This is a genomic window from Sphaerisporangium sp. B11E5 (assembly GCF_039871875.1).
In the GTDB taxonomy this organism is placed as follows: Bacteria; Actinomycetota; Actinomycetes; order Streptosporangiales; family Streptosporangiaceae; genus Sphaerisporangium.
This window is the reverse complement of record NZ_JBDPMD010000005.1, coordinates 218,040-234,485: the sequence shown is the minus strand read 5'-3', so window position 1 is coordinate 234,485 and position 16,446 is coordinate 218,040. Positions and strand designations below refer to the sequence as shown.

Sequence of the window (16,446 nt, the reverse complement as noted above, 5' to 3'; positions counted from 1 at the left end):
GTCGTCGTACCGCTTGCGGTGGGGGACTTACGAGGCATTGGCGAGTACGAGCCGAAGCTCAGGATCGTGTGGCGCCCGATGAGGAACAGGGTCCGGCCTAGCATGGCTTCATGGCCACCATCGGTGAGCGGATCGTCAGCCTTCGTAAGCGTCGTGGCATGAGTCAGACACAGCTCGCCGCCCTCTCCGGGATCTCCGTTTCTCTGATCCGCAAGCTTGAGCAGGGGTCGCGTTCGGACACACGGCTGGAGACCGCCCGGAAGCTGGCCACCGCGTTGGGCGTGCCGACCACCGTGCTCATCACGGATCATGGTGCCGACCAGGCGGACGCTCAGACGGCCGGCGAATGGGAGGCCGCCCGGCGTGCCTTGCACGGCCTTGGAGATCAGGTCGAAGAGGCGCCGACGGCGGACGGTGTCCTCGCGGTGCTGAACGCTTCCATGCCGCTATGGAAGGACGACAGATACGCGGAACTGGCGACGACTCTGCCGAAGCTACTGACGGACACGGACACGCTCGTCGAGGCCGATCGTTCACGGCGCATCGTCCGATCGCGGCTGCTCCATCTCACGGGCTGGCTCTTCACGCAGACCCGGCAGTTCGCGCCCGCGGAACTCGCTTTGCGGCGAGCGCTTGACGACAGCGATGACCACCTCGACGCGGCAGCGATCGTCAGTACCCGCTGCTGGCTCCTCCTCCGCCAGGGGCAGCTCGATCAGGCACGCCGGTTGGCCATCATGTGGGCGGACGACGTGGAGCCCCGTATGTCGCGTGCCACTCCTCGGGAGTTGTCGGCCTGGGGATGGTTGCTCCTCCGGGCCTCGGCCGCCGCCGTACGAGACAACCGGCCTGGTGAGGCCGAAGACGCGATCCGGCTCGCTCGTACGGCCGCCGTCGCCATGAGCCGCGACCTCTCCCCGGACGACGATTTCCTCCGTACCTTCGGCCCGGTCACGGTGGCCATGAAGCGGGCGGAGAACGCCATGGTGGAGGACCGCCCCGATGTGGTGCTGCGCATGTCACGCGTCATCCCCACCGGCGATCTCGCCCCCACGTCCAACAACCGCAACCGTCATCTCCTCGACGTGGCGGACGCTCATCGCAGGTCGCGCCAGTACGGAGAGGCGTTCGAGCTCCTGCGCCGGATCAGACAGGACTCACCGGAGTGGATCGTCAACCAGAGCTACGCGAAAGCCATCCTTAAAGGGATTTTTGCTGGCAAGCGCACTCCTAACCGTGACATGCGGGAGTTTGCTGATTTCATGCGAATGGACGGGTGAATAGCGGCACAGAGCTGTGTCACTTCGCGTCCCGATCTCGGTGGAGTGATACGAAGTCGATCTAGGCGTACGCTCTTGAGCTTCATACCGTTTTCCGCATGGCAACGCAGGAAGCGCCAGAATACGAAGGCGCCGACCGTAGGACCCATTACTCGGATCGTGACATCCAGGGAAGGCTGCTGGGTGCCACTCACCTGGCGGGTTCCCCCGAATCGGTGGCACGGGCCCGGAATTACGTCAGGCAGAAACTCGGTGACAACCATCCGGCGCTGGGCGATGTGACCCTGCTCGTTTCGGAGCTCGTCACCAATGCCGTGGTGCACTCGAATTCACGGAACGGCGGCCGGGTGACACTCGCCCTCGCCGACTGTCACGACCGGATACACGCCGACGTCGTGGACGAGGGCGGCGATTTCGATCCGCACGTGGACACGGACAGACTCGCGGAAGGCGGCCGAGGCCTCTTCCTGGTGCAAGCGATCTCCGACCGCTGGGGCGTCCATACGGATCACACGAGCCGGACCGTCTGGTTCCAGGTGTCCTACGAGCGCGGTGACACCCCCGCCACTCCTGGCCGGTACCTGCCCTAGGACTTGCGGAATCGCGTCGCCGGCGGGGGAAGCGGCAATCCTGCGCGTGACCTCGTGTCCCGGCCGTCATCGTCGCTTGTCACCTACATAGGCAGCCCGTCAAGCTACTCACGTGAGTCAGGACGAGCGTGGCCGCCCGGTGTACATGCGGATCGCCGACCGGCTACGACGCCGCATCCTCTCCGGTGAGTTGTCCGAAGGAGACAAGCTGCCGTCCACGCCTGAGATCGCGCGTGAGTACAAGGTGGCGCGCAACACGGCGTCTGATGCGTTGGGGCTGCTGGTGACGGAGGGGTTGGCGGTCGCGCGGCCAGGTTCGGGGACCTATGTCCGGGCGCGTCCGCGTCGGCGGCGTCTGGTGCGGGCCTGGAATCGCAACGCCATGGGTGGGTCGCCGTTCGCCCGGCTGATGGAGGACTACGCCCAGGTGGGGTCGTGGGACTACGAGAGCCGGACCGGGCAGGCCCCGCCGGCCGTACGTGAGCGGCTGGGGCTCCCGGAGCCGCAGGGGGATGAGCCGGACACGGTGCACACCAGTTACCTCTTCCGCGGTGACGGTCAGCCTGTGCAGCTCAGCCAGAGCTGGGAACCTCTGGCCATCACCCGGGGGACACCCGTCGTCCTGCCTGAGGACGGGCCGTACGCGGGTCTTGGGGTGGTCGCTCGCATGCGGCAGATCGACGTGCTGGTCACCCATGCGGCCGAGGTGGTGTCGGCCCGGGTGGCGCTCACGACGGAGTCCTCCGCGTTGGACGTGGCACCGGGTGCCATCGTGCTGACCGTCGAGCGGACGTATTACGCCGACGCGCGGGCGGTGGAGACGGCGGACATCGTGATCCCGGTCGACCGGTACGAGGTGGTCTACGGTACGTCGGTCTGGGACGTGCCTCGGTAGAGCCGCCGTTTGGGGCGCCGGCTGATGTGGACGGTGTCGTGATCGGGAGGTGCGCGGTCAGAGGGGCTGGAGGCGGGTGCGGAGGAGGCAGAATTCGTTGCCTTCGGGGTCGGTCAGGACGTGCCAGCTTTCGGTGCCGGACTGGCCGATGTCGGCGGGCTTGGCGCCGAGGGCCAGTAGGCGTTCCAGTTCGGCGGGCTGGTCGCGGTCGGTGGGGCTGACGTCGATGTGCAGGCGGAGCTTCGCGGGGCGGGGGTCGGTGCTGGGGCTGAGGACGAGGGTGGGCAGGGGGCCGCCGAAGCCGGTGTCGGGGGGGCCGATCTCGATGCTTCCGTCGTCCTCCCGGCCCAGTTCCACGTAGCCGAGGACCTCGCTCCAGAACGTGGCGAGCAGGGCGGGGTCGGCGGCGTCGATGACCAGCTCACTGATGCGGCATGCCATGTACGTCAGTGTACGAACACCACAGGTCGCGGGGCGGCGCGGCGACAGTGGTGGCAGGGGCCGCCCTCGCACGCGTCGTGCCTGCCGTCAGGGATGGTTCGGCTGAGATGCGTGCGCGAACCGTACGGTGATGGACAAGCCGCCTTCGGGGGGTGTGCTGGTGGTGAGGGTGGCGTGGTGGGCTTGGGTGACGGCGTTGACGATGGCGAGGCCGAGGCCGTAGCCGTTGCGGTCGGGTGCCAGTTTCTGGAAGGGGTGGAAGAGGCGCTGGATCTGGTCGGCGGGGATGACGGGGCCGCTGTTGGTGACCGTGAGGGTCACCTGGGTGCCAGAGGTCTGGGTCGTGACGTTCACGTGGCCGTCGGCGTGGTTGTGGCGGACGGCGTTGTCGATGAGGTTGGTGACGAGGCTCTCGATGAGTCTCGGGTCTCCGGTCGTCACCGCGGGCAGCAGGTGGTCGGCGAGGTCGATGCCTTTCCGTGTTGCCTGGTCGCGCTGGGAGGCGAGCACTCCCGCGACGACGCGGGCGAGGTCGAGGGTGTCCCGGTGGGTGACGCCGCGTTCGCTGGTGGCCAGGGTGAGCAGGGCTTGGACGAGGCGCTCCTGGTGATCGCCGAGAGCGAGGGCTTCTTGGCAGGCCGTGCGCAGGCTGCCGGTGTCGGCGTCGGGGTCGGCGAGGGCGACTTCGAGGAGGGTGCGCAGACCGGTCAGGGGGGTGCGCAGCTCGTGGGAGGCGTTGGCGACGAAGTGGCGTTGGGCGTCGAAGGCGGCTTGCAGGCGGGCGAACAGGTCGTCGAGGGTGTGGCCGAGTTCGGTCAGCTCGTCCGCGGGCGCGCCGAGGTCGAGGCGCCGGTGGAGGTTCCCGGCGGAGATGCTTCTGGCGGTGGCGGTGATGGCGCGCAGCGGGCGCAGGAACCGGCCGGCGACGAGCCAGCCGAGCGCCAGGGCGACGGGAAGCAGCAGCACCAGGGCGACGGCGGATCCCGTGAGGAGCTGGGGCAGGCCGAACCCGGGGCCGGTGTCGATGCTCGCGCTCGATGAGGGGCGGCCTTTGGGGACGGCCGCGTCGATGACGGCGAGCGGGACGGCGACGAGGACGAGCACGAAGACGCCGGCGGCGTAGATACCCGCCGCGTAGGCGAGCGCGAGCCGCGTCTGCAGGGACCTTCTGGCGAGCGTCCGAGGGGTCATGACGGTCCGATGCGGTAGCCGGCTTCGCGGATGGTCTCGATCACGGGCGGGTCGCCCAGCTTGGCTCGCAGCCGGTGCATGGTGTGCTTGACGGCACTGCTGAAGGGGTCGGCGGCCTGGTCCCAGACGCGTTCGAGCAGTTCCTCGGCGGAGATGACCAGGCCGGGTACGGCGAGCAGGCATTCCAGCAGGGCGAACTCCCTGGGGCTCAGCTCGAGGCGCCGGCCGGCCCGGAACACGGTACGGCGAGCCGGATCGAGGGTGATGTCCCCGTACGTCAGGACGGGTGGCAGCGGCGGGGTGGCGCGGCGGGCCAGGGCACGGACGCGGGCGACCAGCTCGGCGAACGCGAACGGCTTGGGCAGGTAGTCGTCGGCGCCGAGGCTGAGCCCGTCGACGCGGTCCTCGACCGTGCCGTAGGCGGTGAGCATCAGCACGCGGGTCGCGCAGCGGCCGTGGGCCAGTCGCCGGCAGATCTCGTCCCCGTGGACGCCGGGCAGGTCGCGGTCGAGGATCACCACGTCGTAGCGGGTGGCGGCCACGTGGTCGAGGGCGGCGGTTCCGTCCAGCACGACGTCGACGGCCATCCCTTCGCGGCGCAGCCCGGTTCCGATGGAGCGGGCGAGAATCTCGAAGTCCTCGACGACGAGGACCCTCACCGCCGCGCACCGCCGGTCGTCGCCTCGCGGGCGGGGCGGCCGGACCGGCCGGCGGGTCGAGCTGGCATGGGGTCAACGATGCCAGATCCCAGGTCGCAGCCGGGTCGCAGCGGCCGCGACCCGGCTGGGACCAGGTGCGGCGTACAACCGTCGGCATGAGTTCATTCACGCCTCACCTGTCCGGCGGGCGGGCCGGGAGGGACGGCTTCTCCCGGGTGCTGCGCGCGGAGTGGGACAGGTTCCGCTCCACGCGGGGCTGGGTCCTCGCCATGGCGGCCTCCGTGCTGATCACCGTGTCCCTCGGACTGCTGGTCACCGGGGGTGCCCGCAGCACCTGCGTGACCGGCAAGGGGGAGGGCCCCTGCCCGGCCCCTCTGGTGGGTCCCGACGGCACGGCGGTGAGGGACAAGTACTACTTCGTGCACCAACCGCTCACGGGGAACGGCAGCATCACCGCCCGCGTGTCGGACATGACCGGGCAGATGCGGCTGCCGGACGCGGTGCCCGGGATGCGCAACATCAAGGAAGGGGTGGTGCCGTGGGCCAAGGCCGGGCTCCTCGTCAGGCAGAGCCTCAAGCAGGGCACACCGTACGCCGCCGTCATGCTCACCGGGGGTCACGGTGTGCGGATGCAGTACAACTACATCCACGACGTGCCCGGCGGCCCGCACAACGGCCCGCAGTGGCTGCGGCTGACCAGGACGGGCGACACCGTCATCGGCCACGAGTCCGACGACGGCACGACATGGACGGAAGTCGCCACGGTCAAGCTGGCGGGGCTGCCGGAGACGGTCGAGATCGGGCTGTTCGCCACCTCACCGGGCGCCATGTGGGACATGGCGCGAGCCTTCGCCCAGGCCACCGCCACCTTCGACCAGATCGAGCTGCGGGGCGCGGACGGTCCGTGGCGCCGCGACGACGTCGGCGTCACCATGGAGTCCGACGGCAGGACCCCGCATCACCCGGGCGGGGTCGTCGAGTCCGGCGGGAAGCTCGTCGTGACCGGGGGCGGCGACATCGGGCCCGCCACGGTGGAGGGTGGTCTGCGCGCCGATCTCGCACTGATCGGCGGGGCGTTCGGGATGATCCCGATGCTCGTGGTGGCGGTCACGTTCCGCACGGCGGGACGCCGGCTTGGGCCGGCCGGGACCAGCCCGCCGGCCGAGCGGCGTCCGGCGCGGCTGCTGGCGGCCGAGGCCACGGTGCTCGGCGCGGTCGCGTTCGTGGCGGGCCTGGTCACCTCGGGGGTCGTGGTCCCGGCCGGCCTGGCGATGTCGCGTGCCAATCTGAACCCGGTTCAGCCGATCACCCTGGGTACCGAGCTGCGGGTGATCGTCGGCTACGCGGCGCTGACCGCGGCTGTCGCCGTGCTGGCTCTGGGCCTGGCCGCGCTGGTCGAGCGGGGCATCGCCGCCGTCGGGCTGGCCGTCGCGCTGGTCGTCGTGCCCTACCTGCTGGCGACCGCGGGACTGGTGCCATGGTTGCTGATGACCACCCCTGCCGCCGGGTTCGCGATCACGCAGAGCGTCCCCACGTTCGCGCATGTGGACGTGGACGGGTCACCGCTCGGCGGCAACTATCCGCTCCCGCCATGGGCAGGGTTGGCGGTGACCTGCGGGTACGCCGTCATCACCCTCGGGGCGGCGCTAGCCGTACACCGCAGGGGAGTGCCACGGCAGGGTTCGCCCGCCCACAGCCGCGGAACCCGCTCGGCGCGTCCGGCGGCGGACCGCAGCGCGGGTTCGTAGCGGCGGAGGGCCGGTGCCTGCTCAGCGGACGCGGTCGTAGACCATGGCCATCTCGCCGAGCTCGCCGGTCTCCTGGTGGGTGAGCTTCCACTTCGTCGCCGGCAGGCCGTCGTCGAACAGTCGCCGCCCGCCCCCGGCGATCTCCGGGAAGATCATGAGGTACAGCCGGTCGAGCAGGTCCGCCGACAGGAGCGGCTTGATGACGCCGGCGCTGCTGTTGACGAGGATGTCGCCCCCGCCGGTGGCTTTGAGGTCGGCGACGACATCGGCGGCGGGAGCGTTCACCACGCGGGTGCGCTCCCACGGGGCCTCGGTCAAGGTGGTCGAGAAGACCACCTTCTCCGTGTCGACCAGCCACTTGGCGTATCCGCGGTCACGCGGATCGGCGTGCTCGTCCGCGGCGACCGATGACCAGTACCCCAGGAATCCCTCGGCGTTGATCCGGCCGAGCACCGCCGTCGTCGCACCCTCCCAGATGCGGTTCATGTGGTCTCGCGCGACCTCGGTGATCACGTAAGGGGCGAACGCCGCGAAATCGCCGGGCCCGCCGGGACCGTTGTAGCGCCCGTCGAGAGTGAGGCTCAGGTTCGCGGTCACTCTGCGGCCGGTCGAGGTCATCGGGTGCTCCTTGTGTCGGTGTCGTGTGCGCTCGCGGCGAGGGCCGCGGCGAGTTTGTCGAGGCTCTGGCCGAAGCCGATCTCGATGCCTGCGACGAAGTCCGCGGATTCGACGGTGCTGTCGGTGACGCGGAAGTGGACGTCGAGGTCCGTACCGGTGCCGGTGGGCCTGAGGTCGATGCCGAGGTGGGCGGTGAAGGCGTGGCCACCCTCGGGAAGCAGCGGGGAGAGGCGGTAGGCGAGATGCTCACCGGGCCGCACCTCGTCGACGACTCCCTCCGCGCGCCCGGCGATCACGTCGGAGCCGTCGGTGTCCTCGGCGTCGCGGTACTCATGGGCGATCCGCCCGCCCGGCCGTGCCTCGAACACGAGCTCCGAGACACGCAGGTCGTCGGGCGTCCACCAGCGGGCGAGCAGGGACGCGTCGGTCAGGTGGCGCCAGACCAGCTCGGGCTGCCCCGCCAGCGACCGGTGGAATTCGAACGAGCGGCCGTCGGCCCATCCCGGCTCTTTCGCGGCGAGCCGCTCCGCGTGGAGGCTGTGCCCGTGGCGATCGTAGGTCTCGCGTAGGCCGCCGGCCTGGTCGGCGGTGTCGGCGAGCCGGCTGAGCGTGGCGGCGAGCTCCCGCAGGGGCTCGGACCGGAGCGCGTAGATGCGGCGCTGACCGATGCGCCGGGAGACGACGACGCCGGCGCGTTCCAGGGCCTGCAGGTGCTTGGTCGTCTGCGGCTGGCGTGCCTCGGCGAGCCGGGCGAGGACGCCGACCGGCCGGGGCCGTTCGGCCAACAGGATCACGAGCCGCCATCGGGCCGGGTCGGCCAGCGCGGTGAGGAGTGCGTCCACGACGAGAAGTATTCGCTACAGCGAATATTCGTGTCAAGGAATATCTTTGTGGATCGGACCCTGGCCCGCAGATGCCTCCGGTGCGGCCGGGCCGCGCCGGAGGCATCTGGTCGTCGTAGGAGGTGGATCAGGATCGGTCGGGTCGGGCGGGCCGGGACGTCAGGAACGTCCGGGCCCGGCCCGGGTCAGGCTGTCAGCGCTGCCGGGTCAGCAGGCCCGGCCGGTAGGGCAGGAGGCCGTATTCGGTGCCGTCGGAGCTGGGGCTGCGGCCCTGGTAGAGGAGTTGGAGGTTGCAGGGGTCGACGGTGAAGGTCTGGTCGGCGCTGACGCGGATCAGCTCACCGTGGCTGATGTCGTTGGTCCAGGTGGCGCCGCTGTTGGCCTTGCCGGCGAACGGGTTGCTCTCGGTCGCGGCGTTCGGGGTCCACGTGCCGCCGAGGCTGGTGGCGGTGAACGAGCGGAAGTAGCGGCCCCGGGAGCCGATGGCCTCCACGAGCATGAGGTAGAGGTTCTGGCCCTGGATCTTGTAGACCTGGACCGCCTCGAACAGGTTGTTCGTGGTGTCGGTCATGAACGTGGTGTAGTTGGAGCCGAAGTTGCCGGGGAAGTTGCCGATCGGCATGCTGGCCCGGTAGACCCGGCCGTTGTCGCCGTTGAAGAACAGGTACATGTTCTGGCCGTCGGCGATCAGGGTCTGGTCGATGGGTCCGGTGCTGGAGTTGGAGATGTTGCCGGTGAACAGCGGCTGCTCGGCCGACCACCCGTTGGGGTTGGTGGGGTCGCTCGAGGTGCGGTAGGAGAACTTGCTCGAACCCCACTGGTAGGCCAGCACCCAGATGTTCCTGGGGGCGAAGTAGAACAGGGTGGGGGCGACGGTGCCGGTGTTCATGGCGTTCTGGCTGGCCGTGCCCAGTTCGGTCAGGTTCGAGACAGGGCTGAAGTTCATCGAACCCCATCTCGTCCCGAAGTCGTGCGTGGTCGCGTAGACCAGCTGCCTGCCGTTGTACGGCGCGACGGTGAAGTCCTTCAGCGAGACCCAGCCCGACCTCGGCTGCGCCAGCGCGCCGGTCGACGTCCAGCGGTACGACGACGGAAGCGGGCACGTACCGGTCGGCGTCGGTGTCGGCGTGGGCGTCGGGGTGACGGTCGGGGTGACCGTCGGAGTGACCGTGGGGGTCACGGTCGGCGTCGGGGTGCCGGGGGTGCCGGTGCATTCCACGCCGTTCAGGGAGAACGACGTCGGGTTGGGGTTGCTGCCGCTGTAGGAGCCGTTGAACCCGAAGTTGGTGCTGCCGCCGGAGGGGATGGAGGCGTTGTAGGAGACGTTGGTGGCGGTCACCGACGAGCCGGACTGGGTGTGGCTGGCGTTCCACATCTGAGTGATCTGCTGGCCGCCGCCGAAGGACCAGGTCAGCCGCCAGCCGTTGACCGCGTCACCGAGGTTGTTGATGGTGACGCTGGCGTTGAAGCCACCCGGCCAGCTCGAACTGACGGTGTAGTCGACCCGGCAGGCCACGGCCGCCTGAGCGGGCTGTGTGGCCAGGAGCCCGCCCGCCACCAGCAGGACGGGGATCGTGCCGATCGCCAGCCCGCGGCGTACAGCGGGGCGCGACGTCGCTGCGGGGGAGACGGCGGCGGGGCGGGATGTCCGCGTTCGCCAGGGCAGACGCATCTGAATTCTCCTCATCGTGGTCAGCCTCCGTCAGGGGCTGGTGCAGGTCGCGGTCGGGGTGGCGGCGCTGCCGTTGGCGGTGAAGCCGAAGGTCGTGGAGCCGCCCGCGGAGATGGAGCCGTTGTAGGCGGCGTTGCGCACGGTCACGCCGGAACCGGACACGCTGTGCGTGCCGTTCCACAGGCTGCTGATCGTCTGCCCGCCGGGCCAGGTCCACCGCACGGTCCACCCGCTGACCGCGGAGGAGCCGGCGTTGACCGTCACCGTCGACTGGAAACCCCCCGGCCAGGTGTTGGTCGTGGTGATCGTCGCCGAACAGCCCCCAGGATTCGGCGTGGGTGTGGGGGTCGGCGTCGGCGTGGGGGTCGGCGTGGGTGTGGGGGTCGGCGTGGGTGTGGGGGTCGGTGTGGGCGTCGGGTTGGGGGTGGCGTTGTTCAGCGCGTTGAGCACCGCGTCGTAGGCGGGCTTCTTGTTGCCGCCGCTGAACAGCAGCGGGGTGTCGCCCGAACGCCAGGAGTCCTGGTCGCGCACGCCCCAGACGGTGATGCCGGTGCAGCGGGGCACCGCCAGGCAGTCGTTGGTGATGGCGGCGTAGGTGGTCGGCGAGGCGCCCTGGACGTCGAGCTCGGTGATCTGCACGTCCACACCCAGCGCCGCGAAGCTGGAGATCGTGGTGCGGTAGTTGCTGTTGTACGGGCTGCCGCTGTTGAAGTGCGACTGAAGGCCCACGCAGTCGATCGGCACACCGCGCTGCTTGAAGTCGCGCACCATGTTGTACACGGCCTGGGTCTTGGCCCAGGTCCAGTTGTCGATGTTGTAGTCGTTGTAGCAGAGCTTGGCGGCGGGGTCGGCGGCCCGCGCGGTGCGGAACGCGACCTCGATCCAGTCGTTGCCGGTGCGCTGCAGGTTGGAGTCGCGCCGGCCACCGGAGTTGCCGTCGGCGAACGCCTCGTTCACCACGTCCCAGGCGTAGATCTTGCCCCGGTAGTGGCCCATCACGCCGTTGATGTGGTCGATCATCGCCTGGCGCAGGCTGCTGCCGCTGAGCGACTGCATCCATGGGGGCTGCTGCGCGTGCCAGGCCAGCGTGTGGCCGCGCACCCGCTTGCCGTTCTGCACCGCCCAGTTGTAGATGCGGTCGGCGTTGCCGAAGCTGAACTGCCCCCGGTTGGGCTCGGTGGCGTCGATCTTCATCTCGTTCTCGGCCGTGATCATGTTGAACTCACGGTTCGCGATGGTGATGTACTGCGAGTCGCCCATCCGGCCCGCGCTGATCGCGGTGCCGAAGTACCGGCCGCTCTGCGCGGCGGCCGCGCCGAGCGTGCTCGCCGCGGCGCCGGCCGGGGTGGTCGGCACCGTCAGCGTCGTGACCGCGGCGATGACGCCGACGGCGCCGGCGATCAGAACCCGTGGGTTCCTGAGGGGTCGCCGGTTCGCCGGCGTGGGTATGGCGTTCGTGCCCATGACTGAGTGCTCCAGACTTAATCACGGAAAAGCGTGGACACGCGGGAGTCGCCCCGCGCGATCGACGCCGCGTCCCGTGATCGGGGAACGCACACCACCAGGGCGTCGCGGACGGCGGTCCCTGCCGTGGGCCACCACATGGCACAAGGGAACCGCCTTGGGGACACAGTGTGGAAACCATGACGAAACATGTCAAGACCGCTGAGAAAGTTTCAGCCCCGCGCTATCGCTGATCAGTGGATAACACCTGATGAACCGTGCGTGTGTCGTCCGTCCCTGGGAACGAGTCATATCTCGTGCCTTGACGTCGCATCCCCGTCTCGTATTGGCTCCGCCCTGCCACCACAACCATCCGGCAGAGAAGCAGCCGCCATAGGGAAGGTCGTTTGTTAGCGCTAACAGCCAGGCGGGGTTACTCGCCCGGCGGCCATGGCGCGGGGCGCCCGGGGGCCGACACCACGTCCCCGAGGTCGTTTTCGCCGGTCGCCGATTCTTTGAAGGAGGTTCTCGTACGCGACGGCAGAAGTAGGACGGCCCGGCAGGCGATCGTCGTTAAATCGTGTTATCGCTAACGTGGGCCGGCGCCCCGTGCGGATACGTCACGTGACTGATACCCCGGGCCCGCGCCCGCGGCGTACGGTCGCGGGGTGCGTCATGGGTGCAGGAAGTTCAGCAGCAGCTCGTTCCACTGCTCGTGATGGGTGAGTGGGGCGCCGTGGGGAGCTTCGGCGATGGTCGCCGCTTCGAGCGCCGGGACGGCCGCGGCGAGCCGCGACGTGGTTTCCTCCGGGGGGAGGAACGCGTCCGCCTCGGCCTGGATGAGGAGCGTCGGCACGGTGAGGCGGGCGAGGTGCTCGCCGGGGGTGGCGGTGGTCCAGGCCTTCAGGGAGTCCACGGTCGCCTTGGGGGAGGCCGACGAGGCCTGGTGGAGGTGGTGGAGGCGGGTCTGCTCGTCCAGGCCGGTGAGGCCGTCCACCGAGAAGTAGCGCAGGAGCAGGTCGTCGAGCATGGAGATGCGGTGGCGGCTCGCGGCGGTGCGCAGATCGTCGGCCACCGGGTCGGGGTACAGGGCGGGGGCGGCGAGGACGAGGCGCGTCACAGTGGCCGGCGCCGCGGCGGCGTACCGGACGGCTTCGGCGCAGCCGGTGGAGAAGGCGACCAGGGTCGCCGCGGTCAGGTCGAGGGTCTCGACCAGCGCGGCCAGGTCGGCGGTGAAGGTCTCGTGGTCGTAGCCGGTCCAGGGCTGGGACGAGGCGCCGAAGCCTCTGCGGTCGTAGGTGACGACGCGGTGGCCGGACTCGACGAGCGGAAAGACCTGCATCTCCCAGAAACGGTGCGTCAGGGGCCAGCCGTGGACGAGCACGACAGGGGGCCCCTCGCCGAAGTCCTCGAAGAAGAGGCTCACGTCCGAATCCACCTGTAGTCGCGGCACCTGGCCAGCATGTCGTGGCCGCCGCGCGGAGCAATCGGTCATATGACTGCACCCTGAGGAGACGAGCACGTGGACATCGTTGGGCGCGCGAGGGAGCTGGCCGTGTTGCGGCAGGCCGTCGACCGGGCGCCGGGGGTGTTGCCGAACGTCGTGCTGCACGGGGACCCGGGCGTCGGCAAGTCCGTCCTGCTGGACGCCGCGATCGCCTACGCGAGGGAGAAAGGCGTCCGGGTGCTCGGCGGCACGGGGTTCGAGAGCGAGGCGCAGCTCACCTTCGCGGGGCTGCACCAGTTGTTCGCGCCGGTCATGGAGTACCTCGACCGGGTGGAGCCGTTCCATCAGGACGTGCTGCGGCGGGTGATGGGGCTCGCGGCCGGGCCGACGCCGGACCGGCTGGCCATCTCGGTGGCGTCGCTCGCGGTGCTGGCCAAGGTGGCCGAGGACGGGCCGGTGCTGATCGCCGTGGAGGACGCCCACTGGGTGGACGTCCCCACGCGCGAGGTCATGATGTTCATCCTGCTGCGCCTGCGCCCGTACGACCTGCGCGCCGTCTTCGCCCGGCGCCCGCTGACGGCACGCGAGCGGGTCACGCCGGGCATCAACATGCTGGAGATCGGCCCGCTGGACGGTGACGCGTCCGGGCGGTTGCTCGACCTGCTGCACCCGGGCCTGCCGGGGTCCGTACGCGCCCGGGTGCTGGCCGAGGCGGCGGGCAACCCGCTGGCGCTCACCGAGCTGCCGCAGACGTCCGTCGGCGTGGAGATGCTCCCCTCCGGCGCCCCGCTGCGCACCCGCCTGGAGACCGGGTTCGCCGACCGGGTGTTGTCCCTGCCGCCGGAGATCCGCACGACGCTCCTGGTGACGGCCCTGGACGGCGACAGGCTGGAGCACCAGGCCGAGCTGTCCCCGCACGACCTGCTGGAGGTGGAGCGGCTCAGCCTCATCACCCGTGACTCCACCCCGTCCGGCATGCGCTTCCGCCACCCCCTGGTGCGGTCCGCGATCATCAACACGGCCTCACCGGAGGAGACCAGGCGGGCGCACGCCGCCCTGGCCGACCAGTACAAGGCCGACCCCGAGCGCCGCATGTGGCACCTCGCCGCCGCCACCGTCGAGCCGGACGAAGAGGTGGCCGCCGAGATCGAGAAGGCCGCCCGCGAGGTCAGCGTGCGCGGCGGCAGCGGCCTCGCCGTCAAGGCGATGCAGCGCGCCGCGGCCCTCACCCCCCGACCGGAGGCCAAGGCCAGGCGCCTGGAGCACGCGGCCGAGCTCGCCGGGGAGTCCGGCCAGTTCGACCTGGCGCAGGAACTTCTGGACGAGGCCCGGCGCCACCTGGACGACCCCGCGCGGGCCGTGGCCACCCGGGCGCAGATCCTCATGCTGCGCGACGGCGACCTGGACGCCGCCCGCCGCCTGCTGCGCGGCGCTCCCGGTGCGGGGCTCATGGCCCGGGTGATGGCGGCCTCGTACGCGCAGGACCCCGAGGAATGGGCCGAGGTCACCGGCGTCGTGGCCGGCTGCGACGACGAGCACGTGCGCCTGCTGCACGACGTCTTCCTCGGCAGCGGGACGGCGGCCCGTGTGCGCACGGCGTTCGACGCGCTGCCCGGCGACGCCCCGCCCGGCCGGGTCGCCGCGTTGTGCCGGGCCGCCACGTGGCTGGACCTGCTGCCCGACTACCGCACCCGCATCCGCGCCCTCATCGACGGCGAGGCCGGCCACGGCGCGGTGACGCACGCCGCCAGCGGCTACTGGCTCGCCGCGCACGACCACTTCCTGGCCGGGCAGTGGGAGGCCGCCGAGACCTGCGCCAACGCGGGGCTCGACCTGTGCGTGCGCCACGACCTGGAGCTGCTCGCGCACGACCTGCGGTGCAGCCTCGGCTGGATCGCCGCCGCCCGCGGCGACGCCGACAGCGCCAGGGAGTACAGCCGCACCGTCGAGCAGTGGGCCGCGCCGCGCGGCAGCGCCCTGCACCTGTCGTTGTCCGCACGCAACCAGGCGGTGGCCGCGATGGCGCACGGCGACTACGAGACCGCCTACGAGCACTGGACGAGCATCAGCCCGGCCGGCGTCATCGCCCCGCACGTGGCGTACGCGCGGTGGGCGGTGTCCGAGCTGGTGGAGTCGGCCGTGCGCACCGGCAGGATCACCGAGGCCAGGGCGCACGCGGCCGCCGCGGAGAGCCTCGCCGGCCGCGCCCCGAGGTTGCGGCTGCACGTGATGGCCGCCCGCGCCATGGTGGCGCCGGACGACGAGGCCGTGCCGCTGTACCGGGCCGCGCTCGCGCTGCCGAGGACCGAGCGCTGGCCGTTCGACCACGCGCGGGTACGGCTGGCGCTCGGCGAGCTGCAACGCCGCCGCCTGCGGCCGGGGGAGGCCCGCCCCGAGTTGCGCCGGGCCGCCGACCTGTTCGCCGCGATCGGCGCGACCGCGTGGCGGCAGCGGGCCGAGCAGGAGCTGCGCGCCACCGGCGTCGCCGTGACGCAGCGGCCGGGCGCCGTCCACGGGCTGACGGCGCAGCAGCTCGAAGTGGCGCGCCTGGCGGCGTCCGGGCTGAGCAACAAGGAGATCGGCGAGCGGCTGTTCCTGTCGTCCCGCACGGTCAGCGCCCACCTGTACCGCATCTTCCCCAAGCTCGGCATCACCTCGCGGGCCGCGCTGCGCGACGCGCTCGAAGGTGCGGCACCGGATGCAGTCATCTGACCGATTCGGGACCGCCCGCTCCGAGCGGATGCTCGTGCCGTGACGCCGACCCCGGCACGAGACGCGAGGGGAGATCATGACCATCCGCCCCAGGCGCCGTGCGCTGAGCCTTCTGATCACCGCACTGACCCTGATGCTCGGCCTGACCGCCACCGTCGCCCCCGCCTCGGCGGCGCCCAGGACCACGGCCAGACCGACGATCGTGCTGGTGCACGGCGTGTTCGCCGACGCCTCCGGGTGGAACGCCACGATCGCCGCGTTGCAGGCGGCGGGTTTCCCGGTGATCGCCCCCGCGAACCCGTTGCGGGACATCGCGGGTGACGCGGAGTACGTCTCCAGCATCGTGGGCACCATCGCCGGCCCGGTCATCATGGTCGGCCACTCCTACGGCGGCGCCGCCATCACCAACGCCGCACGCGGCCACGCCAACGTGAAGGCCCTGGTGTACGTCGCCGCGTTCGCGCCGGACGAGGGCGAGAACCCGCTGCAGCTCGCCGACAAGTTCCCCGGCAGCAAACTCGCCCCGGCCCTGATCACCAGGGCGTACCCCGGCGGCCTCGACGGCTACATCGACCAGGCCAAGTTCCGCGACGTGTTCGCCGCCGACCTGCCCGCCTCCACCACCCGCCTGATGGCGGCCACCCAGCGTCCGGGCAACCTCATCGGCCTCAGCGACGCAAGTGGCGTGCCGGCCTGGAAGACCGTCCCGTCCTGGTTCGTCATCCCGACCGCCGACAACGTGATCCCGCCGGCCGTCCAGCGCTTCATGGCCCAGCGCGCCGGCGGCACGGTGGTGGAGGTCAAGGGCGCCTCCCACGTGGTCATGCAGTCCCGCCCCGACACGGTCGTGCGGCAGATCCTCTCCGCCTACGCGGCGACCCGCTGACCCCCTGAACGACCGGCCCGGC

General features: G+C 70.7%; 14 protein-coding genes. 6 read left to right on the top strand and 8 right to left on the bottom strand.

Annotation, left to right across the window (positions count from 1 at the left end):
• The first annotated feature begins 110 nt into the window (after window positions 1-110).
• The 3 genes from ABGB17_RS07670 to ABGB17_RS07660 all read left to right on the top strand — a co-directional run bounded on the left by ABGB17_RS07670 (window position 111) and on the right by ABGB17_RS07660 (window position 2,765).
• Window positions 111-1,280 carry a helix-turn-helix transcriptional regulator gene (locus ABGB17_RS07670; RefSeq protein WP_347627100.1) on the top strand — a complete coding sequence of 390 codons (1,170 nt, stop codon included), beginning with the start codon at window positions 111-113 and terminating at the stop codon, window positions 1,278-1,280.
• A gap of 98 nt (window positions 1,281-1,378) precedes the next feature.
• Complete coding sequence (locus ABGB17_RS07665) at window positions 1,379-1,870, top strand: ATP-binding protein (RefSeq protein WP_347627099.1); 492 nt, start codon at window positions 1,379-1,381, stop codon at window positions 1,868-1,870.
• 112 nt (window positions 1,871-1,982) lie between these two features.
• Entirely contained in the window at window positions 1,983-2,765 is a 783-nt protein-coding gene (locus ABGB17_RS07660) for a GntR family transcriptional regulator (RefSeq protein ID WP_347627098.1), read from the top strand.
• A gap of 57 nt (window positions 2,766-2,822) precedes the next feature.
• Here the strand turns inward: ABGB17_RS07660 and ABGB17_RS07655 are convergent, their stop codons facing one another.
• From ABGB17_RS07655 to ABGB17_RS07645, 3 genes are all read right to left on the bottom strand, one after another.
• Window positions 2,823-3,206, bottom strand: a complete 384-nt coding sequence (locus tag ABGB17_RS07655; RefSeq protein ID WP_347627097.1) for a VOC family protein — start codon at window positions 3,204-3,206, stop codon at window positions 2,823-2,825.
• Window positions 3,207-3,293: 87 nt separating this feature from the next.
• Entirely contained in the window at window positions 3,294-4,397 is a 1,104-nt protein-coding gene (locus ABGB17_RS07650) for a HAMP domain-containing sensor histidine kinase (protein ID WP_347627096.1), read from the bottom strand.
• A complete protein-coding gene (locus ABGB17_RS07645) occupies window positions 4,394-5,056 on the bottom strand; it encodes a response regulator transcription factor (RefSeq protein ID WP_347627095.1) in 663 nt (220 codons plus the stop codon). The genes ABGB17_RS07650 and ABGB17_RS07645 overlap by 4 nt, the downstream gene beginning before the upstream one ends.
• Before the next feature lie 155 nt (window positions 5,057-5,211).
• Between ABGB17_RS07645 and ABGB17_RS07640 the strand changes: the two genes are divergently transcribed.
• Window positions 5,212-6,804 (top strand): hypothetical protein, encoded by a 1,593-nt coding sequence (locus ABGB17_RS07640; RefSeq protein ID WP_347627094.1) that lies wholly within the window; start codon window positions 5,212-5,214, stop codon window positions 6,802-6,804.
• A 21-nt stretch (window positions 6,805-6,825) separates the two neighbouring features.
• Here the strand turns inward: ABGB17_RS07640 and ABGB17_RS07635 are convergent, their stop codons facing one another.
• The 5 genes from ABGB17_RS07635 to ABGB17_RS07615 form a co-directional block, all read right to left on the bottom strand.
• The gene (locus tag ABGB17_RS07635) at window positions 6,826-7,422 is read right to left on the bottom strand and encodes a dihydrofolate reductase family protein (RefSeq protein WP_347627093.1); all 597 of its coding nucleotides are present in this window, start codon (window positions 7,420-7,422) and stop codon (window positions 6,826-6,828) included.
• Window positions 7,419-8,264, bottom strand: coding sequence for a metalloregulator ArsR/SmtB family transcription factor (locus ABGB17_RS07630; protein ID WP_347627092.1), 846 nt, complete (start codon window positions 8,262-8,264; stop codon window positions 7,419-7,421). The genes ABGB17_RS07635 and ABGB17_RS07630 overlap by 4 nt, the downstream gene beginning before the upstream one ends.
• Before the next feature lie 193 nt (window positions 8,265-8,457).
• On the bottom strand, window positions 8,458-9,936 hold the full coding sequence (locus tag ABGB17_RS07625; RefSeq protein ID WP_347627091.1) for a non-reducing end alpha-L-arabinofuranosidase family hydrolase: 1,479 nt from the start codon (window positions 9,934-9,936) through the stop codon (window positions 8,458-8,460).
• Between the two features lie 30 nt (window positions 9,937-9,966).
• Window positions 9,967-11,400 (bottom strand): endo-1,4-beta-xylanase, encoded by a 1,434-nt coding sequence (locus ABGB17_RS07620; RefSeq protein ID WP_347627090.1) that lies wholly within the window; start codon window positions 11,398-11,400, stop codon window positions 9,967-9,969.
• A 652-nt stretch (window positions 11,401-12,052) separates the two neighbouring features.
• Window positions 12,053-12,805: an alpha/beta hydrolase gene (locus tag ABGB17_RS07615; RefSeq protein WP_347627089.1), complete on the bottom strand. Its 753-nt coding sequence runs from the start codon at window positions 12,803-12,805 to the stop codon at window positions 12,053-12,055.
• A 96-nt stretch (window positions 12,806-12,901) separates the two neighbouring features.
• Between ABGB17_RS07615 and ABGB17_RS07610 the strand changes: the two genes are divergently transcribed.
• Window positions 12,902-15,538 (top strand): AAA family ATPase, encoded by a 2,637-nt coding sequence (locus tag ABGB17_RS07610; RefSeq protein WP_347627088.1) that lies wholly within the window; start codon window positions 12,902-12,904, stop codon window positions 15,536-15,538.
• Between the two features lie 76 nt (window positions 15,539-15,614).
• A complete protein-coding gene (locus ABGB17_RS07605) occupies window positions 15,615-16,424 on the top strand; it encodes an alpha/beta hydrolase (RefSeq protein WP_347627087.1) in 810 nt (269 codons plus the stop codon).
• The last annotated feature ends 22 nt before the right edge of the window (window positions 16,425-16,446 follow it).